Below are 21,135 nucleotides of genomic sequence, written 5' to 3'. Positions count from 1 at the left end.
TTTTCTTTCTTTATATAGATGCATATGGAGTGGTACATGGCCGATACGCGCCGTTGGTTCTGGTTGGGTGGAGTGGTTCTGCTCTGCGCGTTTGTCTGGCTGTTGCATCCGATCCTGACGCCATTTCTGGTGGCGCTGCTGCTGGCCTATCTGTTCGATCCGCTGGTGGATCGGCTGGAGAAGGCCGGGCTTTCAAGGACGTGGGGCGTGGTGGCGGTGTTTGCGCTGTTCACCCTGATTTTCACCACGCTGATGCTGGTGTTGGTGCCGCTGCTGGCCAGGCAGTTGTTTCGTTTATATGAGCTGGCACCGCAGATGCTCGACTGGCTGCAGCACACCGCATTGCCGTGGGCACAATCGAAATTCGGGTTGTCCGAGGGCTTCTGGAAGTTCGACAAGCTCAAGGCCGCGATCAGTGAGCACATGGGCCAGACCAGCGACATTGTCGGTGTGGTGTTGAGTCAGGCCACGGCGTCCGGTCTTGCGTTGATTGGCTGGCTGGCGAATCTGGTGTTGATCCCGGTGGTGAGTTTTTACCTGTTGCGGGACTGGGACCTGATGATGGCGAAGATCCGCAGTCTGCTGCCACGTGATCGCGAAGAACGCGTGGTCGAGCTCGCTGGTGAATGTCATGAAGTGCTCGGTGCGTTTGTGCGTGGTCAATTACTGGTGATGGTGGCGCTGGGCGTGATCTACGCGTCGGGCCTGATGCTGGTCGGGTTGGAATTGGGACTGTTGATCGGCCTGATCGCCGGTTTGGCCGCGATCGTGCCGTACATGGGCTTCGTCATCGGGATAGGCGCGGCGCTGATTGCCGGTCTGTTCCAGTTCGGCGGCGACCTTTATCCAATGTTGGGCATTGTCGCGGTGTTCATGGTCGGGCAGGCACTCGAAGGCATGGTGCTGACACCATTGTTGGTCGGGGACCGGATCGGCCTGCACCCGGTGGCGGTGATTTTCGCCATTCTGGCGGGCGGCGAGCTGTTCGGTTTCACCGGCGTGTTGCTGGCGTTGCCGGTGGCGGCCGTAATCATGGTGCTGGTGCGCCATGTGCATGATTTGTATAAAGATTCTGAGATGTACAGTGGTGAGGATGAACCGCAGTTGTAAGGTTCGTTGAAAGGTCGTCTCGGCCAACCCGGATCATTGCCGGGTTGGCCTGCATCCCTCGCATGACTGTCACATGCACCGCCAACAAAACTGTCATAAAACCAGTGCGTTAACGCAAACCTTTGATTTTGCTTGTGGTCTGTCGCATTGTGCGACCAGCGTCACGGGTATAAACTTCGCAAACTTTACACAGAGGCCACTAACGGTTCCTTTGGAACTGTTCAGTCAGCATGAAACCGATTCAGCTGCCCCTAGGTGTGCGTCTGCGTGACGACGCTACCTTTATCAATTACTACCCAGGCGCCAATGCCGCTGCACTCGGCTATGTCGAGCGGCTATGCGAAGCCGACGCCGGATGGACCGAAAGCCTGATTTATCTCTGGGGCAAGGACGGGGTAGGGCGTACGCACTTGTTGCAAGCGGCCTGCCTGCGCTTCGAGCAGTTGGGGGAGCCGGCGGTTTACCTGCCATTGGCCGAACTGCTGGACCGTGGCATCTCGATTCTCGATAACCTCGAACAATACGAACTGGTCTGTCTGGATGATTTGCAGGCGGTTGCCGGCCGGGCGGATTGGGAAGAGGCGCTGTTCCATCTGTTCAATCGCCTGCGCGATAGCGGTCGGCGCCTGCTGATCGCCGCGTCGACCTCGCCGCGTGAACTGCCGGTTAAGCTGGCGGACTTGAAATCGCGCTTGACCCTGGCCCTGATCTTTCAGATGCGGCCGCTCTCCGACGAAGACAAATTACGTGCCTTGCAGTTGCGTGCGTCGCGTCGTGGCCTGCACCTGACCGATGAAGTCGGGCATTTTATTTTGACCCGCGGTACTCGCAGCATGAGTGCGCTGTTCGAGCTGCTTGAACGCCTCGATCAGGCCTCTCTTCAAGCTCAGCGCAAGCTGACCATTCCCTTCCTGAAAGAAACGCTGGGCTGGTAAAACCTAAGCCTGGCAGGGGTTTCGGCATATTTCAGGCGCCAGGAAATGCGCTTTCCTACAGGGTTGCAGGTGACGCAAGCGTCTAAAGTGGGCTTAAGCGCTTAGATGTTAACGAGAAACCGATAAGTCACATAAAGTTCGATTGAATTTGCAAATGAGGATGATAGCGGGCATAGTCTCGACTTCTTTACAACTATCAGCCACGGTCGTGCCCATGCTAAAGCGCTTCGCACCCCTCGTGCCTCTCGCACTCGTCACCCTGTTGTTCGGTTGCGCTGCTCACTCTCCAGTGTCCCAGCAAGAGCAACAACAGCAGGTTAAAAATTCAGTTACCGCGCAATCCTCTTCCGTTCTTTTCCAGGAAGAGCTGGCCACCGATAAAGAACTGGCTGACTTCGCCGACGGCAAGTCGTACCAGCTTCCGGTTCTGGCCGACAGCATCCTCGAACGTGGCATGTCCCTGATCGGTACCCGTTACCGTTTCGGCGGTACCTCTGAAGCCGGTTTCGATTGCAGCGGCTTCATCGGTTATCTGTTCCGTGAAGAGGCGGGCATGAACCTGCCACGCTCCACTCGCGAAATGATCAACGTGGACGCACCTCTGGTAGCTCGCAGCGCGCTGAAGCCGGGCGACCTGCTGTTCTTCGCCACCAACGGTCGTCGTGGTCGCGTCAGTCACGCCGGGATCTACCTGGGTGACAACCAGTTCATCCACTCCAGCAGCCGCAAAAGCGGTGGTGTCCGGGTCGATAGCCTGGGCGACAGCTACTGGAGCAAAACCTTCATCGAGGCCAAGCGCGCTCTTGCAATGGCCCCGACTGTGGTCACCGCTCGCAAGTAAACCTACAACTTGTAAGGTGAAGTTAAAGTCTTACTTGAACTTTGCCGCATAGCCGCTAGAATCCAGATCTAATATTGATGGCAAACCGCCTGCGTCCAACGCAGGCGGTTTTCTTTTCTGTCTTCCTGGCAGAAAAAGCCGCAGCCAGATCAGGATGTTCTGCTTATGACGATGTCGGCCCGCCTCGCACTCATGTTTTTCGCAGCGCTGCTCAGTGCCTGCGCCAGCCGCACACCGCCTCCTGCGCCGGTGGTTCGCGCGCCCATCGTCTTTGGTTCTTCTCAAGCATTCTCGCCCGAAGCGGAAGAGGTATTGTTCCGTGCGTTGGGGCTCGTGGGCACACCTTACCGCTGGGGCGGCAATACCCCCGATTCGGGGTTCGATTGCAGTGGGCTGATCGGTTACGTTTATCGGGATGCCGCCGGCATTTCCCTGCCGCGCACCACGCGCGAAATGATCAGCATGCAAGCGGCCAACGTGGGCAAGGAAGGTTTGCAAACCGGTGACCTGATTTTCTTCGCCACCAATGGCGGCTCTCAGGTCAGCCATGCCGGGATTTACGTCGGCGAAGGGCGCTTCGTTCATGCCCCAGCCACGGGCGGCACGGTGAAGCTCGACAGTCTGTCCAAGGCTTATTGGCAGAAGGCGTACCTGAGCGCCAAGCGCGTTCTGCAGCCTGAGCACCTGGCGCGTAACCCCTGACACACCGCTGTACCTGCTCGCGATAGCGGTGAGTCAGCCAACATCAGCGTGACAGATCCAACGCTATCGCGAGCAGGCTCGCTCCAACGGGGGATTGGGGGTTGCGGTTATTGGGTTGCAGACACGCGCCACACCTTGTTCCCTACATCATCCGCCACCAGCAAGCCTCCCTGCTGATCAATCACCACGCCCACTGGACGGCCCATGGCGTCCTCGTCCTTATTGAGGAATCCCGTCAGCACATCCACCGGTTGCCCGGTCGGTTTGCCACCCGAGAACGGCACGAAAATCACCTTATAGCCACTATGCGGATTGCGATTCCACGAGCCGTGCTGGCCAATGAAGGCGCCTTCCTTGAATTGCGCGGGCAAGGTGTTGCCTTCAGCGAACGTCAGGCCCAGCGAGGCGGTGTGCGGGCCGACCGCGTAGTCCGGTGCAATGGCCTTGGCCACCAGGTCCGGGTTTTGCGGTTCGACGCGAATGTCGACGTGCTGGCCGTAATAGCTGAATGGCCAGCCGTAGAACGCGCCATCCTTGACCGAAGTAATGTAGTCCGGCACCAGGTCGCTGCCGATCTCGTCCCGCTCGTTGACTGCGGTCCACAGCGCGCCGCTGCGAGGCTCCCAAGCCAGGCCGTTGGGGTTGCGAATGCCTGAGGCGAATATCCGGTGATTACCGGTGGCGCGGTCCACTTCCCAGATCGCCGCGCGGCCTTCTTCCTTGTCCAGGCCGTTTTCACCGACGTTGCTGTTTGAGCCCACCGTGACGTACAGCTTGCTGCCGTCCTTGCTGGCGATGACGTTTTTGGTCCAGTGATGATTCAGCGTGCCCCCCGGCAGATCGACCACCTTGATCGGCGGCGACTTGATCGCGGTGTCACCGCTTTCATAGTGAAAGCGCAACAAGCGGTCGGTGTCGGCCACGTACAGGTCACTGCCGACCAGCGTCATGCCGAATGGTGAATTGAGATTTTCCAGGAACACCGTGCGGGTTTCGGCGATGCCGTCATGGTCCTTGTCTCGCAGCAGCGTGATGCGATTCGGGCTGGGGACGGCGGCGCCGGCGCGGCCCATGGTTTTCTTCATGACCCAGCCACGAATCCCTTTGCCGTCATCGGGTTTGGCTGGCGCGTTGGTTTCGGCCACCAGCACGTCACCGTTGGGCAGCACGTAGAGCCAGCGCGGGTGATCGAGGTCTTCAGCGAAGGCCGCCACTTGGGTGCCGGCGGCAGCGGTGGGTTTCGCGCCGGCCGGCCAGCCGACCGCCGGGGCGATGTTCACCGTCGGGATCAGGGTTTTATTCGGTTCGGGCAACTTGGGTGACGGGCCGGTGCCGTCGGAGACTTGCAGGCTGGAGGTTTCACCACAGGCGGCAAGCCCTCCGGCGAGCACGATGACGAGAACGAGCGGGGGGTTGCGCATGCTGGTCTTCCCTATGAATGCAGTGTCTTAATTCATAGAGAAGTTAAACAGAGCGATGGTTCAACCGGTCAGCCGCGAGCTTCCTTGAGCAGCACCGCAATGCCGGGGTGATAGTTGCCGGCTTCATTGCGCAATTTGCGGTAGGCGTAAGGGAAGTACCAGGCCACGGCGCAGCAGTGTTCCTTTTGCAGGTCGTCGACCATGTCCTGAAGTTCTTCTGGGGTCGCGCTCTGCTGGGCTTTTTGTGGAGCCACGAACAGGCAGCCGAGTTTCAGGTCGCTGGCGTAGCTGATGCGTTTGGCATCGCTGGTGATGTCTTGCAGCGCCTGGGTCAGGTTCAGGCTGTTGACCTTGGGCCAGCGTTGAGTGGCCTGAAAGTAGGCGCGCTCTTCAGCAGTTGCAATAAACAGATCGGCACGGGCATTGCGCTCGCCTTCTTCGTTCTGTTTACGCGTCGTTGTATTTTGCAGAGTGACCATTTCCGCCATCCACGCAGCGGCATTGAGCAGGCCAAGGTTAGCCTTTTCGTCATGCCAGTAAGGCGCTTCGTTATCGCCGCGAACCGAGTTGTAGCGGTCGATACAGTCAAACCAGCGTTCCAGCACCGGTCGCAGGAATTCCAGCTTCGGATTGCTGATAATCATGCCTTGCATGTTGCTCACCCTTGTAATTGTGTTGTTGGGTTTGTGGCTCTTTGATATCACTGCTGACCGTGTGGTGCAAGATTGGCGTCAGTAAATTGAGCGGCGGCAGTATATCGCTCGCCGGGGCTTTGTCTTCATTTGACGCTCTACCCCCAACCCTCTAACCTTCGCGGCTTGTTTCAGGTGCTCTGTGGCAGTGGCCGACAGAGTGAAACAGGGAAGCCGGTGAGTGACTATCGTCAAGCGACGAAGCGTCACGATCCCGGCGCTGCCCCCGCAACGGTAAATGAGTGAAGACTGCGCCTTGAGCCACTGTGTCTGTTGTCGACATGGGAAGGCGCGCAGTCCGGCCAAAGCCGCTCATGAGCCCGGAGACCGGCCTGATTCATCCAGCGGCATCACGGTGGGCGATGCCAGGCTTCTTGCCGTCTATTTTTGTGCCTGCCCGCCGTTATCCAGCCTCAACGGAGAGCTCCCCCATGACCGATACCCCAGATCGTGACGAACGCCATTTGGCGCGCATGCAGCGCAAAAAAGCCGTGATCGACGAACGCATTGCCAATTCCCCGAACGAGTGCGGCTTGCTGCTGGTGCTGACGGGCAACGGCAAAGGCAAAAGCAGTTCGGCGTTCGGCATGCTCGCCCGCTCCATGGGTCACGGCATGCAGTGCGGTGTGGTGCAGTTCATCAAGGGCCGCAACAGCACCGGCGAAGAGCTGTTCTTCCGTCGCTTCCCGGAGCAAGTGCGCTTCCATGTCATGGGCGAGGGCTTCACCTGGGAAACCCAGGACCGCCAGCGTGACATTGCCGCCGCCGAAGCCGCTTGGGCGGTGTCCCGTGAATTGCTCAGCGATCCGTCCATCGGCCTGGTGGTGCTGGATGAACTGAACATTGCGCTCAAACACGGCTACCTCGACCTCGATCAAGTGCTCAGCGATTTGCAGGCACGTCCGCCGATGCAGCACGTGGTGGTGACCGGTCGTGGCGCCAAACCGGAAATGATCGAGCTCGCCGACACCGTCACCGAAATGGGTGTGATCAAGCACGCGTTCCAGGCCGGGATCAAAGCGCAAAAAGGCGTCGAGCTGTGAGTCAACCTCGTCATTGCCCGGCGGTACTGATTGCCGCGCCGGCCTCCGGTCAGGGCAAGACCACCGTCACCGCCGCGCTGGCCCGTTTGCATCGCAATCAGGGGCGCAAGGTGCGCGTATTCAAATGCGGCCCGGACTTTCTCGACCCGATGATTCTCGAACGCGCCAGCGGTGCGCCGGTGTATCAACTGGACATGTGGATGGTCGGCGAGCAGGAAAGTCGTCGACTGTTGTGGGAAGCCGCCGCTGAAGCCGACTTGATCCTCATCGAAGGCGTCATGGGCTTGTTCGACGGCACGCCGTCCAGCGCCGACCTGGCACGGCACTTTGGTGTGCCGGTGCTCGCGGTGATCGACGGCACCGCCATGGCGCAGACCTTTGGTGCGTTGGCATTGGGCCTGGCGAAGTATCAGCCGGACTTGCCGTTTGCCGGCGTGTTGGCCAATCGCGTCGGCACGCTGCGTCATGCGCAACTGCTCGAAGGCAGCCTCACCGAAGGCTTGCGCTGGTACGGCGCGTTGTCGCGGGAAACCGGGATCGAATTGCCGAGCCGTCATCTGGGCCTGGTTCAGGCCAGTGAGCTGAATGACCTCGATCTGCGCCTGGATGCGGCGGCCGATGCGTTGGCCAACAGTTGCGAGGTGGCGCTACCACCTGCGGTGGAATTTGCCGCCCCGGATGTGATCCCTGCCGAGCCGTTGCTCGCGGGTGTACGAATTGCCGTGGCCCGTGATGAAGCGTTTGCGTTCACCTACGGCGCGAGCCTGGATTTACTGCGAGCCATGGGCGCCGAGTTGCGGTTTTTCTCGCCGATTCGTGACCGCCAATTACCCGAGGCGGACAGCCTGTATCTGCCGGGCGGTTATCCGGAGTTGCACCATGTCGCACTGTCGCAGAACACCCCGATGCTCGACGCGATCCGCGCGCATCATGCTGCCGGTAAACCGCTGTTGGCCGAGTGTGGCGGCATGTTGTATTTGCTCGACTCGCTGACCGATGTCGACGGCACTCGTGCCGAACTGGTGGGCTTGCTGAAGGGCGATGCGGTGATGCAAAAGCGTCTGGCCGCGTTGGCGTTGCAAGCGGTGGAATTGCCGGAAGGTTCGTTGCGTGGCCACACGTATCACCATTCGCTGACCAGTACCGAGCTTGAGCCGATTGCGCGTGGCCTGAGCCCGAATGGCGGGCGCGGGGCGGAGGCGGTTTATCGTGAGGGGCGGATGACGGCTTCTTATGTGCACTTTTATTTTCCGTCCAATCCATCGGCGGTTGCCGCGCTGTTCGTGCCTGATCATCAGGACGCCATCGCGAGCAGGCCCACTCCTGCATTGGATCACCTCAACCCTGTGGGAGCGAGCTTGCTCGCGAAGAGGCCATGACTGACAACGCATTCTCCGAAGCCGAACGCGCAGCGGTCTACCGCGCCATCGGCGAGCGCCGCGACATGCGTCACTTCAGCGGCGGCACGGTCGAGCCCGAGCTGTTGCGACGCCTGCTCGAAGCCGCGCACCAGGCGCCAAGCGTCGGCCTGATGCAGCCCTGGCGTTTCATTCGCATCAGCGACCGAGCCCTGCGCGGCAAGATCCAGTTGCTGGTGGAGGAGGAACGCATCCGCACCGCCGAAGCCCTCGGCGAGCGCACCGACGAATTCATGAAGCTCAAGGTCGAAGGCATCAACGACTGCGCCGAGGTGCTGGTCGCCGCGCTGATGGATGATCGCGAGCGTCACATCTTCGGCCGTCGCACTTTGCCGGAGATGGACATGGCCTCGTTGTCCTGCGCGATCCAGAACCTCTGGCTGGCCTCCCGCGCCGAAGGTCTGGGCATGGGCTGGGTGTCGCTGTTCGAGCCGCAAGCGCTGGCGGACCTGCTGGGTTTGCCGGCCGGGGCCAAGCCGTTGGCGGTACTTTGCCTGGGCCCGGTCAAGGAATTCTATCCGGTGCCGATGCTGGTACTCGAAGGCTGGGCGCAAGCGCGTCCACTCAGTGAGTTGCTGTACGAAAATTATTGGGGAGTGAGTCAATGAGTGTGGCGTTATTGAGTGTCGCCGCCGTGGCGCTGGACGCGCTGCTGGGTGAACCCAAACGCTGGCATCCGCTGGTGGCGTTCGGTCGTTTTGCCGAGCGCATCGAACAACGTTTCAATGGGGAAGGTCGCGGCTGGCGCAGCCATGGCGTCACCGCGTGGGTGATGGCGGTGGTGCCGCTGACCTTGCTCGCCACGGCATTGTCCTGGGCGCCTTATGTCGGTTGGGTTGTCGAGATCCTCGCGCTGTACTGCGCCCTCGGCATGCGCAGCCTCGGCGAACACATCGAGCCGGTGGCCAAGGCGCTGCGCAGTGATGACCTGGGCGAGGCGCGCAAGCGTGTCGGTTATCTGGTCAGTCGCCAGACCAGCGAACTGGATAAAACCGAAGTCGCCCGCGCGGCCACCGAGTCGGTGCTGGAGAACGGCAGCGATGCCGTGTTCGCCGCACTGTTCTGGTTTGCCGTGGCCGGCGCGCCCGGCGTGGTGCTCTACCGATTGAGCAACACGTTGGATGCGATGTGGGGTTATCGCAACGAACGCTTCGAACGCTTCGGCTGGGCCGCGGCGAAGATCGACGACGTCCTCAATTACATTCCTGCACGGCTGGTGGCGTTGACTTACGCGCTGTTGGGAAAAACCCGGCTGGCGTTGAAATGCTGGCGGACCCAAGGCCCGACCTGGGACAGCCCGAATGCCGGCCCGGTGATGGCGGCAGGCGCCGGTGCATTAGGCGTCGAGTTGGGCGGGGCGGCGATTTATCACGGCGAGCTGCATCAGCGTCCGCAACTGGGCGAAGGTGTGCCGGCGGATGCCGACTCCATTGATCGCGGCTGGCAATTGGTCCAGCGCGGGGTATGGTTATGGTTGCTGATTCTCTGCGTGGGGGCTGAATTCTATGCTTGAGCACGGTGGCCGGTTGCGCAAGGCGGCGCTCGAATACGGCATTGCAGAAGCCGATTGGCTCGACCTGTCCAGCGGCCTGGCGCCCTGGCCATTTCCGGTCCCGGACATCCCGCTGCGCGCCTGGGCACGCTTGCCGGAAACCGATGACGGCCTGGAGCAGGCGGCCTGCGACTATTACAGCGCTGCACAAGTGCTGCCGGTGGCCGGTTCGCAAATGGCCATCCAGTTGCTGCCGCGTTTGCGCCGTGCCGGCAAGGTCGGCGTGCTGTCGCCGTGTTATGCCGAGCACGCCGAAGCCTGGCGGCGCTGCGGCTATATCGTGCGTGAAGTGCTGGAGCAGGAAGTCGACTTCTTTATCGACAGCCTCGACGTGCTGGTGGTGGTCAACCCGAACAACCCGACCGGCCTGAGCCTGACCCCGAGTCGGCTGCTCGACTGGCACACTCGCCTGGCCTCGCGTGGCGGCTGGCTGGTGGTGGACGAGGCGTTCATGGACAACACGCCGCAGTTGAGTGTGGCGCCGTTTACCCATCTGGTCGGCTTGATTGTGTTGCGTTCGTTCGGCAAGTTTTTTGGTCTGGCCGGCGTACGGCTGGGTTTCGTGCTGGCGGAGCGCAAGCTGCTCAAACTGCTCGCCGAGCAAGTCGGGCCGTGGGCGGTCAGTGGGCCGACCCGAGTGATTGGTCGGACCTGCCTGCTGGACACCGAAGGTCACGTCCGCCAACGTCAGCGCAGTGAAGAGGCCAGCGAACGTCTGGCGCGGCTGCTGGAGCAGTTCGGGTTCAAGCCGCAGGGCGGATGTGCCTTGTTCCAGTGGTTGATCACCGATCAAGCCGAGCAGTTGCATGAGTTCATGGCCCGTCAGGGCATCTTGTTGCGCTTGTTCCCACACAACAGCAGCCTGCGTTTGGGTCTGCCCGCTGACGAAGCGGACTGGACTCGCCTGGCGCAAGCCTTTGAAGCCTATGCCAAGGAAGCCCAATGACCACGTTAATGGTGCAGGGCACCACGTCCGATGCCGGCAAAAGCACGCTGGTGACGGCGCTGTGTCGCTGGGTGGTGCGCCAGGGCGTAAACGTCGTGCCGTTCAAACCGCAGAACATGGCGCTCAACAGCGCGGTGACGGCCGATGGTGGTGAGATCGGTCGTGCGCAAGCCGTGCAGGCCCAGGCCGCCAACCTTGAACCGCACACCGACATGAACCCGGTGCTGCTCAAACCCAACAGCGACACCGGCGCCCAAGTGATCATTCACGGGCGCGCGGTCACGACCATGAACGCGGTTGCCTATCACGACTACAAAACCATCGCCATGCAAGCGGTGCTGGCCTCTCACGAACGCTTGAGCGCGGCCTATCCGGTGGTGATGGTCGAAGGCGCGGGCTCACCCGCCGAGATCAATCTGCGGGCCGGCGATATCGCCAACATGGGCTTTGCCGAAGCGGTGGATTGCCCGGTGGTATTGATCGCCGACATCAATCGCGGCGGGGTGTTCGCGCATCTGGTGGGCACGCTGGAGTTGCTGTCGCCGACGGAGCAGGCGCGGATCAAGGGCTTCATCATCAATCGTTTTCGCGGCGATATCGCCTTGCTTCAACCCGGTCTCGACTGGCTCGAAGAGCGCACCGGCAAACCGGTGATCGGTGTCCTGCCGTATGTGATGGATCTGCATCTTGAGGCTGAGGATGGCATCGATCAGCGCCAGACTGACAAGGCCGACCAGGTACTGAAAGTCGTGGTGCCGGTGCTTCCGCGCATCAGCAACCACACCGATTTCGATCCGCTGCGTTTGCATCCGCAAGTCGATCTGCAGTTCATCGGTCCCGGCCAGGCGATCCCGCCGGCCGACCTGATCATCCTGCCCGGCTCGAAGAGCGTACGCAGCGACCTCGCGTATTTGCGGGCCAATGGCTGGGATTCGGCGATCAGTCGTCATCTGCGCTACGGCGGCAAAGTCCTCGGGATTTGCGGCGGTTTGCAAATGCTCGGCGAGCACGTACACGACCCGCTGGGTCTGGAAGGCGCACCGGGCTCAAGCGCTGGTCTGGGGGTGCTGGCGTTTGAAACGCAGCTCGAAGAAGAGAAGCAACTGCGCAATGTGCGCGGTCGTCTGGCATTGGAAGATGCGGCTGTCAGCGGCTACGAAATTCATGCCGGCGTGACCACCGGGCCGGCGTTGGAAAACGCCGCTGTGCAGTTGGACGATGGTCGCTGCGATGGCGCGCAAAGTGTGGATGGGCAGATTTTCGGCACGTACCTGCATGGCTTGTTTGAATCGCCGGCGGCGTGCAGTGCGTTGCTGCGCTGGGCGGGGTTGCAGAATGTACAGGAGGTCGATTACCACGCATTGCGCGAGCGGGATATCGAACGGTTGGCGGATCTGGTGGAGAAACATCTGGATACCGGGCTGCTGCGTCAACTCTGCGGGATTTGAGGTGGCTTAGAGGCCGCCATCGCGGGCAAGCCCACTCCCACAGGGGCCGTATTTGTGCCCAAGACTGTGAACAGTCCCGATCCTTGTGGGAGCGGGCTTGCCCACGATGAGGCAGTCGCCACGCCGACAATTAAAAGGTAATGAACCATGCTCCAACTGATCCTCGGCGGCGCCCGCTCCGGCAAAAGTCGACTCGCCGAAAAACTCGCCACCGACAGCCAGCTGGCCGTGACCTACATCGCCACCAGCCAACCGCTGGACGGCGAAATGGGCGACCGCGTCGCCCATCATCGCGCCCGTCGTCCCGTCGAGTGGGGATTGATCGAAGAACCGATTGAGCTCGCCCGCGTCCTGCGCGCAACCGCCAGTGCCAATCGTTGCCTGCTGGTGGATTGCCTGACGCTGTGGATGACCAATCTGCTGATGCTCGACGATACCGAACGCCTCAACGCTGAACGTGAAGCCCTGCTGGACTGCCTGGCCGCGTTGCCGGGTGAAATCATTTTTGTCAGCAACGAAACCGGAATGGGTGTCGTGCCGCTGGGCGAATTGACTCGCCGCTACGTCGATGAAGCCGGTTGGCTGCATCAAGCCCTGGCCGAGCGCTGCCAACGCGTCGTCCTGACCGTCGCCGGCCTGCCCCTGACTCTGAAAGGAACTGCGTTATGACTCAATCCTGGTGGCTGAACCCGTGCAAGCCGATCGATGCGCAAGCCGTCGAACAGGCGCAGGCGCGTCAACAGCAACTGACCAAACCCGCCGGCTCCCTCGGTCGACTGGAATCGGTGGCGGTGCAATTGGCCGGGTTGCAGGGGCAGGTCAAGCCGAGCCTGGACCATCTGTGGATCGCGATTTTTGCCGGTGACCATGGTGTCGTGGCTGAAGGCGTGTCGGCGTTTCCTCAGGAAGTCACCGGGCAGATGTTGCACAACTTCGTCACTGGCGGCGCAGCGATCAGCGTGTTGGCGCGGCAGTTGGGCGCCTCCCTGGAAGTGGTGGATCTGGGCACGGTGACCCCGACCTTGAATCTACCCGGTGTGCGTCACTTGAACGTTGGCCCCGGCACGACGAATTTCGTCAAAGGCCCGGCCATGACGACGGCCCAGGGCGAACTCGCCTTGCAGGCTGGTCGCGACAGTGTGCAGCGTGCCATCGCCGTCGGGGCGCAGTTGTACATCGGGGGCGAAATGGGCATCGGCAACACCACCGCTGCCAGTGCATTGGCCTGTGCCTTGCTCGATTGTCCGGTGGTGCATCTGGCCGGGCCGGGCACCGGTCTGGATGTGTCGGGTGTCAGCCACAAGGCTCGGGTCATCGAGCGAGCGTTGGCGCTGCACGGTGTTCAGCGCGAGGACGCGTTGCAGACGTTGTTCAATCTGGGTGGTTTTGAAATTGCTGCGCTGGTGGGGGCCTATCTGGCGTGTGCACAAGAAGGCGTGGCGGTGCTGGTCGACGGGTTTATTTGCAGCGTCGCGGCAGTGGTGGCGGTGCGCTTGAATCCTGAATGCCGTGCCTGGCTGCTGTTCGGCCATCGCGGTGCCGAGCCGGGTCATCGTCATGTGCTGGAAACCCTGAACGCGGAGCCGTTGCTGGACCTTGGTTTACGACTGGGCGAGGGCAGCGGTGCCGCATTGGCCGTGCCGTTGTTGCGTCTGGCCTGCGACCTTCACGGGCAGATGGCAACCTTCGCCGAAGCGGCGGTTGCGGACCGTCCGGCATGACGTTGCACTTGGACCTGTTGCGTCATGGCGAGACCGAGCTCGGTGGCGGATTGCGTGGCAGTCTCGATGACGCGCTGACCGAAAAAGGCTGGGCGCAGATGCGCGCGGCGGTGATCGAGCAGGGGCCGTGGGATCGATTGGTCAGTTCGCCGTTGCAGCGTTGTGCGCGTTTCGCTGAAGAGCTCGGTGTGCAACTGGGTTTGCCGGTGCAGTTGGACAAAGACCTGCAAGAACTGCACTTCGGTGCCTGGGAAGGGCAGAGCGCAGCGGCGTTGATGGACACCGATGCCGAGGCATTGGGGCTGTTCTGGGCTGATCCCTATTCGTTTACGCCGCCGGGCGGCGAGCGGGTGGCCGACTTTTCCGTTCGGGTACGGGCGGCCATTGAGCGACTGGTTATTGCTTACGCGGGCGAGCGGGTCCTGTTGATCAGCCATGGTGGGGTCATGCGTTTATTGCTGGCTCAAGCGCGGGGGATGCCGCGTGAGCAGTTGCTCAATGTTGAAGTCGGTCATGGGTCGTTGTTTTCATTGCGTGTCGAACCCGGTGTCATTCTCAAGGAAGCGATTTGACCATGCTGCCATTCTGGATCGCCCTGCAATTTCTGAGCAGTCTGCCGATTCGCCTGCCCGGCATGCCGACGCCTCAGGAGCTGGGCCGGTCGCTGCTGTTTTATCCGCTGGTGGGGCTGCTGTTCGGCGCGATTCTGTGGGCGCTGAATGGGTTTTTACTGGGAACGCCGTTGTTATTGCATACGGCGTTGTTGCTGACGGTTTGGGTCTTGCTCAGCGGCGGGTTGCACCTGGACGGTCTGGCCGATAGCGCCGACGCGTGGCTCGGTGGTTTTGGTGATCGGGAACGCACGCTGACGATCATGAAAGACCCGCGCAGCGGGCCGATTGCCGTGGTGACGCTGGTGTTGGTGTTGTTGCTGAAATTCGCGGCGTTGTTGGCGTTGATCGAGCAGCAGCACGGTATTGTCCTGATCATCGTTCCGTTGATTGGCCGCAGCGCGATGCTGGGCTTGTTCCTGACCACGCCGTATGTGCGTGCAGGCGGGCTGGGGCAGGCGTTGGCGGATCATCTGCCGCGATTGGCGGGTCAGCAGGTGTTGGCGGTCAGTGCGGTGGCGTGTGTGCTGATTGCGGGGCTCAGCGGTGTTTGGGCGGTGGTGCTGGCGGCAGTGGTTTTTGTGTGGTTGCGCCAGGTGATGGTGCGTCGATTGGGCGGGACGACGGGGGACACGGCCGGGGCATTGCTGGAATTGCTGGAGATGGTGGTGCTGGTAGGATTGGCGTTGATCTGATGGCTTTTGTGCAGGATGTGCTGGCCTCTTCTCAAGCAGGCTCACTCCTACAGTTGATCGCATTCCGCTGTAGGAGCGAGCCTGCTCACGATAGCGGTCTTTCAAGCACTGCCATTTCTATATCTATCCATAACTTGATTTAACACAACCGCGGGTATATACACGCACCATGCTCGACTCCCAATGTTTATGTATCAATCTGCGTCGCGCCGCACGTGGCGTCAGCAGGCATTACGACGGCGCTCTCGACGGCTTCGGGATCAACGTTGCCCAGTATTCTTTGCTGTGCAATTTGCAGCGCCTGGATCAACCGAGTATTTCCACCCTCGCCGAAGCCATGGGCCTGGACCGCAGCACCCTCGGACGCAATTTGCGCGTGCTGGAGGGGGAGGGGCTGGTGAAGCTGGTCGAGGGCGAGGACATGCGCAATCGCATTGTCCGCCTGACCGAGGCCGGTGCCGAGCGCTTGGCAGCGGCCCTGCCGGCCTGGGAAGCGGCTCAACAACGGTTGATTGACCGACTGGGCGCCGAAAAACGCGAAACCTTGTTGCGACTGCTGGACGAACTGGCCTGAAGCCGGTTTTTCCGATCTTAAGCGGGTATATACCCGCTACCGGAGAATAAGAAATGACATCGATGTGGCGTACGTGCGGTTGGGTGTTGGTGGGGAGTGCGCTGATCCTCGCGTTGTCGTTGGGCGTGCGCCACGGCTTCGGACTGTTTCTGGCGCCGATGAGTGCCGAGTTCGGCTGGGGGCGTGAGACCTTTGCGTTTGCCATCGCCTTGCAGAATCTGATCTGGGGCCTGGCGCAGCCCTTCACCGGCGCACTGGCCGATCGCTTCGGCGCGGCGAAAGTGGTGCTGGTCGGTGGTGTGCTGTATGCGCTGGGCCTGGCGTTCATGGGACTGTCAGATTCCGCCGTGACGTTGTCGTTGAGCGCCGGCCTGTTGATCGGCATCGGTCTGTCCGGCACTTCGTTCTCGGTGATCCTCGGAGTGGTCGGCCGTGCGGTGCCACCGGAGAAGCGCAGCATGGGCATGGGCATCGCCAGTGCGGCCGGCTCGTTCGGCCAGTTCGCGATGCTGCCGGGCACGTTGGGCTTGATCGGTTGGCTCGGCTGGTCCGCCGCGTTGCTGGTGCTGGGCCTGTTGGTGGCGTTGATCGTGCCGCTGGTGAGCATGCTCAAGGACAAACCGCTGCCGACGCTCGGTCACGAACAAACCCTCTCCGAAGCGCTGCGCGAAGCCTGCTCCCATTCGGGGTTCTGGCTGTTGGCGTTCGGCTTTTTCGTCTGCGGTTTCCAAGTGGTATTCATCGGCGTGCATTTGCCGGCGTATCTGGTGGATCAACACCTTCCGGCCACGGTCGGCACCACGGTGCTGGCGCTGATCGGGTTGTTCAACATCTTCGGCACGTACACCGCCGGATGGCTTGGCGGACGCATGTCCAAACCGCGTTTGCTCACCGGTTTGTACCTGTTGCGGGCGGTGGTGATCGCGCTGTTCCTGTGGGCCCCGGTCACGACGACCACGGCCTACCTGTTCGGTATGGCCATGGGGTTCTTATGGCTGTCGACCGTACCGCTGACCAACGGCACCGTGGCGACCCTGTTCGGTGTGCGCAACCTGTCCATGCTCGGCGGGATTGTGTTCCTGTTTCATCAGCTCGGTTCGTTTCTTGGCGGCTGGCTGGGCGGGGTGGTGTATGACCGGACCGGGAGCTATGACTTGATCTGGCAAGTGGCAATTCTCTTGAGCCTGTTGGCTGCTGCCCTGAACTGGCCGGTGCGTGAGCGGCCGGTGGCGCGCCTGCAAACACAGATGAGTGCGATATGAACAGTCTTTGGCCGCGAATCGCTGTAGCCGCTGTCTGCGCCTTGCTGCTGGCATTGTCATGGTGGGGCTGGCATCAGGGCGGTCTGGCGCTGATGCAATTGGGCATGGGTGCTTGCTAGGGAGCGGCGGGGGCGAGTAACTTCGTTTTTGACGACTTCTCAAGGATGCACCGACATGCTGATGCGCTGGATTGCAGTCCCCGCGTTGCTGATGGCAATGACCGGACTGGCTCAGGCTGAGTGCCCTGAACTGTTACAAGGCTCATTGCAAAAACTGCGGGCCAAGGAATCGATCGACCTGTGCCAACGGTTCGAAGGTAAACCGCTGGTAGTGGTCAATACCGCGAGCCACTGCGGTTTCGCCCCGCAGTTCAAAAGCCTTGAGGCGCTCAATCAGCGTTTCAAGGAAGAGGGGCTGGAGGTGATTGGCGTTCCGTCGAACGATTTCAAGCAAGAATCCAAGGACACCGCCGAGACGGCCAAGGTCTGTTACGTGAATTACGGCGTGACCTTCACCATGACCGAACCGCAAGCAGTGCGAGGTGAGGACGCGACGCACCTGTTCAAGGTCCTGGCCGCGCAGAGCAGCGCACCGAAGTGGAATTTCTACAAATACGTGGTCGATCGCAAAGGCCAGGTGATCGCCAGTTTCTCCAGCCTGACCAAACCCGATGATCCCGAGTTCATTGCCTCGGTGCAGAAAGCCCTGGCTTCCCAACCCTGATTCGCGCCCACCAAAAAGCCCCGCCTCTGTATAAGAGAGCGGGGCTTTTTTTGATTCAGCAGGCGAGCGGTTCAGCCTCGCCTTGAATCATCAGAAGCGGTAGGTCGCGCCGACACCGAAACCGTTCGCCCAGTTTTCATACTTGGCGTTGTAGGTTTGGCCACGGTCGTTGACGTTGTTGACCTTGACCGACTCTTCGTGCAGGTACGAATACGCCACGTCGATGGTCAGGTCGTCTGTCGGGCTCCAGCCAGCGCCCAGGCTGAAAATCTTGCGATCGCCAGTCGGGATGCGTGGGGAACGGTCGGCGTTGTTGGTCGGTGCCTGGTCAAAGGACAAACCGGTACGCAGTACCCATTCCTTGTTCAACTGGTAAGACGCGCCGATGGCGTGAGCCCAGGTGTCGTGCCAGTTCTGTTCTTCGGTGATGGTACCGAACTGACCGTTCAGTACGGCCGGAACACCTTTGCTTTCGACGGTGATGTCTTTCAGGCGGCTCCAGCGAGTCCAGGTACTGCCTGCGTAAAGAGTCCACTTGTCGTCGAGCTGGTGAGTGACCGAGAAGTCCACCGATTCAGGCGTGGTCAGGTCCAGCGACGCGTCGTATTTCTGGCTTGGGTTCTGGCCGATCAGGCCCAGCACGTTGTAGTTGACCTTGGTGTCGCCGTCGAGCTTGTACTTCACTTTCGAGTGGTAGGTCAGGCCGACGCGGGTGCTGTCGGTGGCTTGAACCAGTACGCCGATGTTGTAGCCCAGCGCGGTGTCGTCACCCTTGATCTTGACCTTGCCGTCTGGCGCGGCCTGGGTGATCGACAGGTTCGATTCCAGGGTGCCGTCGATGCGGTTGATGGTCGGGCCGAAACCGATGGACACCTTGTCGTTGAAGGCGTAGCTGACAGTCGGTTGCAGGGTGACGATCTTAACTTCGCTCTTGCTGCCGAAGTAACGACCGGCAAAGCCGTTTTCGTAGTCGGTTACCAGACCGAACGGTGCGTACACACCGATACCGAATGCCCAGTGGTCATCGATTGGCTTGACGTAGTAGCCCATCGGCACGCCCATGAAAGGGACCATGTCACCTTTGTTGGTGCCGCCATTCGGGCTGGAGCTGGCGTTGCTGATGTCAGTGTGTGCGTCGATGAATGCAACACCGCCGGTCACTTGTTCGCGCTTGATGCGGGACATACCGGCAGGGTTACCAACAATAGTGGATGCGTCGTCGGCAGAAGAAGATCGCCCGGCAAAACCTGTTCCCATCCCGCTGATGCTTTGTTCGTTAAGGGCAAAGCCACTTGCAAAGAGCTGGGTGGATGCCAGGGTAACGGCGAGGCTAAGGGTGGTTTTGAGCATTACTTTTTTCATTATTAGAACTCCTGGTGATCACCGGGGCGAAAATTACCAACATTTTCGTCCCAGCGCTATAGGCTGTATGGCTTGAGTTAGAGCGGTTTTGTAGGACAATCCGACCAGGTTCGCGGTCGGATGCACGAACTTGTGAAACCGATGGGTCAGCAGGCGACCTGATTCAGCGGTGAAACACAGGTTTGCCAGGCGCAAGTGAAGTCGCGCAGGCGTCCTTGAGGCTGAAAGGTCTGGCGCCAGATTCGGGCCATGCCCAACACATCATCGGCGGCGGGGAGGGGCGTGTTTTGTTCTTCGACCAGCAGCCAGGCAATGGCGGTGGCGTAACGCAGGTTAACGGTCAATTCCAGATGCGGCCCACTGAGAAACGCATGTTGGCTGGCCAGGCCGCGGACGAGACTTGCCCGTTCCGGGTCCAGCGCCAGATAGTGATCCCAGAGTGCCTGGTGGCGGGGTTCGGCGATTCGGTACAGGCCGTGTCCACGGCGGTCATGCAGGGCGGAACCAAGGGCTGACTGACTGGCGGCGATGCCCAGCAGCAAGGATTCGGCAGTTGCGCTATGGCGTCCCAGGTAGATCAAGGTCGGACGAATCACATAACGGCACAGTTCGCTGGCAGCGATACCCATAAAGCCCTCGAAACACGAAGTGGGCGGCGATACCTGAAGGGGGCCTTGGCAGCGGTGGATCGAATCAGGCTCGCCGGAAGCGGATCAAGCCGCTTGAGTTGAAGTGTAGTGTCATATTCGCGCTGTAAAGGACTGTTTTTAAAATATTTCCAGCTTCGAGTTATAACCGTTATATCGCTTTGTGCTTAACGAGTTGCAGCGAAAAGGGAAATATCAGGCAATAAAAAGCCCCGCTTTTTGAGCAGGGCTTTTGGTTTTTCAGTCTTTCTGGCGTCTCAGGCAATCAATGCCTGGCGGGTACGCTCGATCACGGCCTGCAGCGGCTCTGCGCTGGAGTATTGATCGGGGTACAGGCGTTCGCTGTGACGAGCGATGCCGTGTTCGTTGACCAGAGTGAAACTGAAGCAGCCTTTGCGAGCCGCCATGATCAGGCAGTTCATTGGAGCAAAAGCGTTGGTTAGGGTGCGAATGGCATCCTGAGTGTGGATTTGAGTAGACATAGTGTTGGTGTTCCTACAAGCGACACGGATAAGAGCCGTGCAAAATTTAAACGTTCCAGTGACGACGACCACCATTGGTCGAACGAAGAACCCGACTGGAACAAAGCAGCCAGTTTGAAGCGCTGATAATTGGCGCGCTTGGGCTGGCAGGTAGGTACTTAGGAGGGCAGGCAACACATCAAGGGCAAAGGTTCTGGGCCCGGGGTGAAGATCCTGATCAATTTGCAGGCTGGTTCGGCCAGAGTAAGTGAGCTTCGCGACACCCTTCGCTTTGTTCGAAGGCTGTGTTGGCGCAAGGTTTACCTGGAAACCATCGAGGTGGTCGATCCTGTTTTGTCGGTGGAGGCTTCTCTTGAGGGAAGGCTGACCGCGAGGATTTGTTCGACCAGAATTGACTTTCAGCTTGGTACTAACGCCGCGGATAGTAACGGATTGAATTTTAGAATGGAAGTGTGTTAGCAAAAAAGATCGATGAGCCTGGCCAGCGCACCCCGCAATCGCTCATATTCCGACCGGTGGTGGCTGTCATTCATCGGCTCGCGAACTGCCTGGATCAAGGGTTTTGCCGATTTATCCCCAGAGGTCATGCAAAAACGCGCCGAAAAAGTGCATCCATATAACCGCCGCCAAGGTACTTGTGCACATAAGTTGCGCAGACTGTAACCCACTGTCATCCAGGCCCCACCCGCAGTGGGTGCCTGTATTGAAAATTTAAGTCAATGAAAAACATCGCTTTTTTTTACTGGTGAAAAAATCGTCAGTTTGACTGCGAGCCCCATTCCACAGGGCTTTGCGCGAGTTCAAGGGCGGTTGTCCACTGAGTTATCCACAGCTTCTGTGGATTGTCCCGAGCGCTTGCTCTAGCACGGGCGTGCCGGGTTTTTTTAGGCTTTACCTGTAAGAAAAAAAGAGTACAGTTGCGCGCCTTCCGATCTGTCCCACAGTGCTTT

Annotated in this window: 23 protein-coding genes and 1 riboswitch; of the genes, 18 read left to right on the top strand and 5 right to left on the bottom strand. The window is 60.2% G+C overall.

Going from position 1 to position 21,135, the window contains the following annotated elements:
• Positions 1–36 precede the first annotated feature (36 nt).
• The 4 genes from AB4N43_RS08270 (at position 37) to AB4N43_RS08255 (ending at position 3,588) form a co-directional block, all read left to right on the top strand.
• Positions 37–1,110 (top strand): AI-2E family transporter, encoded by a 1,074-nt coding sequence (locus tag AB4N43_RS08270; RefSeq protein ID WP_027922434.1) that lies wholly within the window; start codon positions 37–39, stop codon positions 1,108–1,110.
• A 230-nt stretch (positions 1,111–1,340) separates the two neighbouring features.
• Positions 1,341–2,045: a DnaA regulatory inactivator Hda gene (gene hda / locus AB4N43_RS08265; protein ID WP_010456804.1), complete on the top strand. Its 705-nt coding sequence runs from the start codon at positions 1,341–1,343 to the stop codon at positions 2,043–2,045.
• 214 nt (positions 2,046–2,259) lie between these two features.
• A complete protein-coding gene (locus AB4N43_RS08260) occupies positions 2,260–2,886 on the top strand; it encodes a C40 family peptidase (RefSeq protein WP_027922435.1) in 627 nt (208 codons plus the stop codon).
• Between the two features lie 165 nt (positions 2,887–3,051).
• Positions 3,052–3,588 (top strand): C40 family peptidase, encoded by a 537-nt coding sequence (locus AB4N43_RS08255; RefSeq protein WP_027922436.1) that lies wholly within the window; start codon positions 3,052–3,054, stop codon positions 3,586–3,588.
• Between the two features lie 107 nt (positions 3,589–3,695).
• Here AB4N43_RS08255 and AB4N43_RS08250 read toward each other — a convergent pair whose 3' ends face one another.
• Both AB4N43_RS08250 and AB4N43_RS08245 read right to left on the bottom strand, forming a co-directional pair.
• Positions 3,696–5,009, bottom strand: a complete 1,314-nt coding sequence (locus tag AB4N43_RS08250) for a PQQ-dependent sugar dehydrogenase (RefSeq protein WP_059181359.1) — start codon at positions 5,007–5,009, stop codon at positions 3,696–3,698.
• 68 nt (positions 5,010–5,077) lie between these two features.
• Positions 5,078–5,662, bottom strand: a complete 585-nt coding sequence (locus AB4N43_RS08245; protein WP_027922438.1) for a hypothetical protein — start codon at positions 5,660–5,662, stop codon at positions 5,078–5,080.
• A 155-nt stretch (positions 5,663–5,817) separates the two neighbouring features.
• Positions 5,818–6,051: riboswitch (cobalamin riboswitch) on the top strand.
• 81 nt (positions 6,052–6,132) lie between these two features.
• On the opposite strand from AB4N43_RS08245, the gene cobO reads away from it, so the two are divergent.
• From cobO to AB4N43_RS08175, 14 genes are all read left to right on the top strand, one after another.
• Positions 6,133–6,744 carry a cob(I)yrinic acid a,c-diamide adenosyltransferase gene (gene cobO, locus AB4N43_RS08240; RefSeq protein WP_027922439.1) on the top strand — a complete coding sequence of 204 codons (612 nt, stop codon included), beginning with the start codon at positions 6,133–6,135 and terminating at the stop codon, positions 6,742–6,744.
• Positions 6,741–8,123 carry a cobyrinate a,c-diamide synthase gene (locus AB4N43_RS08235; protein ID WP_027922440.1) on the top strand — a complete coding sequence of 461 codons (1,383 nt, stop codon included), beginning with the start codon at positions 6,741–6,743 and terminating at the stop codon, positions 8,121–8,123. The genes cobO and AB4N43_RS08235 overlap by 4 nt, the downstream gene beginning before the upstream one ends.
• Complete coding sequence (gene bluB, locus AB4N43_RS08230; protein WP_460153740.1) at positions 8,120–8,770, top strand: 5,6-dimethylbenzimidazole synthase; 651 nt, start codon at positions 8,120–8,122, stop codon at positions 8,768–8,770. Before AB4N43_RS08235 ends, bluB begins: the two co-directional genes overlap by 4 nt.
• Positions 8,767–9,675: an adenosylcobinamide-phosphate synthase CbiB gene (cbiB, locus tag AB4N43_RS08225; protein ID WP_460153738.1), complete on the top strand. Its 909-nt coding sequence runs from the start codon at positions 8,767–8,769 to the stop codon at positions 9,673–9,675. Before bluB ends, cbiB begins: the two co-directional genes overlap by 4 nt.
• Positions 9,668–10,660: a threonine-phosphate decarboxylase CobD gene (gene cobD, locus AB4N43_RS08220; protein ID WP_027922443.1), complete on the top strand. Its 993-nt coding sequence runs from the start codon at positions 9,668–9,670 to the stop codon at positions 10,658–10,660. The genes cbiB and cobD overlap by 8 nt, the downstream gene beginning before the upstream one ends.
• A complete protein-coding gene (locus AB4N43_RS08215; RefSeq protein WP_410921294.1) occupies positions 10,657–12,108 on the top strand; it encodes a cobyric acid synthase in 1,452 nt (483 codons plus the stop codon). Before cobD ends, AB4N43_RS08215 begins: the two co-directional genes overlap by 4 nt.
• A gap of 147 nt (positions 12,109–12,255) precedes the next feature.
• Positions 12,256–12,777: a bifunctional adenosylcobinamide kinase/adenosylcobinamide-phosphate guanylyltransferase gene (gene cobU, locus AB4N43_RS08210; protein WP_059181355.1), complete on the top strand. Its 522-nt coding sequence runs from the start codon at positions 12,256–12,258 to the stop codon at positions 12,775–12,777.
• On the top strand, positions 12,774–13,829 hold the full coding sequence (gene cobT / locus AB4N43_RS08205; protein ID WP_027922446.1) for a nicotinate-nucleotide--dimethylbenzimidazole phosphoribosyltransferase: 1,056 nt from the start codon (positions 12,774–12,776) through the stop codon (positions 13,827–13,829). Before cobU ends, cobT begins: the two co-directional genes overlap by 4 nt.
• Positions 13,826–14,401 (top strand): alpha-ribazole phosphatase family protein, encoded by a 576-nt coding sequence (cobC, locus tag AB4N43_RS08200; protein WP_027922447.1) that lies wholly within the window; start codon positions 13,826–13,828, stop codon positions 14,399–14,401. Before cobT ends, cobC begins: the two co-directional genes overlap by 4 nt.
• 2 nt (positions 14,402–14,403) lie before the next feature.
• A complete protein-coding gene (locus tag AB4N43_RS08195; RefSeq protein WP_027922448.1) occupies positions 14,404–15,135 on the top strand; it encodes an adenosylcobinamide-GDP ribazoletransferase in 732 nt (243 codons plus the stop codon).
• Positions 15,136–15,304: 169 nt separating this feature from the next.
• On the top strand, positions 15,305–15,709 hold the full coding sequence (locus AB4N43_RS08190) for a MarR family winged helix-turn-helix transcriptional regulator (RefSeq protein ID WP_027922449.1): 405 nt from the start codon (positions 15,305–15,307) through the stop codon (positions 15,707–15,709).
• Between the two features lie 53 nt (positions 15,710–15,762).
• On the top strand, positions 15,763–16,971 hold the full coding sequence (locus AB4N43_RS08185) for an MFS transporter (protein ID WP_027922450.1): 1,209 nt from the start codon (positions 15,763–15,765) through the stop codon (positions 16,969–16,971).
• Positions 16,968–17,090 carry a hypothetical protein gene (locus AB4N43_RS08180; RefSeq protein WP_007977581.1) on the top strand — a complete coding sequence of 41 codons (123 nt, stop codon included), beginning with the start codon at positions 16,968–16,970 and terminating at the stop codon, positions 17,088–17,090. The genes AB4N43_RS08185 and AB4N43_RS08180 overlap by 4 nt, the downstream gene beginning before the upstream one ends.
• 55 nt (positions 17,091–17,145) lie before the next feature.
• Positions 17,146–17,694 carry a glutathione peroxidase gene (locus AB4N43_RS08175; RefSeq protein ID WP_027922451.1) on the top strand — a complete coding sequence of 183 codons (549 nt, stop codon included), beginning with the start codon at positions 17,146–17,148 and terminating at the stop codon, positions 17,692–17,694.
• Positions 17,695–17,784: 90 nt separating this feature from the next.
• Here the strand turns inward: AB4N43_RS08175 and AB4N43_RS08170 are convergent, their stop codons facing one another.
• The 3 genes from AB4N43_RS08170 to AB4N43_RS08160 form a co-directional block, all read right to left on the bottom strand.
• A complete protein-coding gene (locus AB4N43_RS08170; RefSeq protein ID WP_027922452.1) occupies positions 17,785–19,056 on the bottom strand; it encodes an OmpP1/FadL family transporter in 1,272 nt (423 codons plus the stop codon).
• Positions 19,057–19,202: 146 nt separating this feature from the next.
• Positions 19,203–19,685, bottom strand: a complete 483-nt coding sequence (locus AB4N43_RS08165) for a hypothetical protein (RefSeq protein ID WP_027922453.1) — start codon at positions 19,683–19,685, stop codon at positions 19,203–19,205.
• Positions 19,686–19,960: 275 nt separating this feature from the next.
• A complete protein-coding gene (locus AB4N43_RS08160; RefSeq protein WP_019407963.1) occupies positions 19,961–20,185 on the bottom strand; it encodes a hypothetical protein in 225 nt (74 codons plus the stop codon).
• Between the last annotated feature and the right edge of the window lie 950 nt (positions 20,186–21,135).

This window comes from Pseudomonas sp. S2_B07 (genome assembly GCF_054668435.1).
This window is presented reverse-complemented; position numbering and strand designations above follow the sequence as displayed.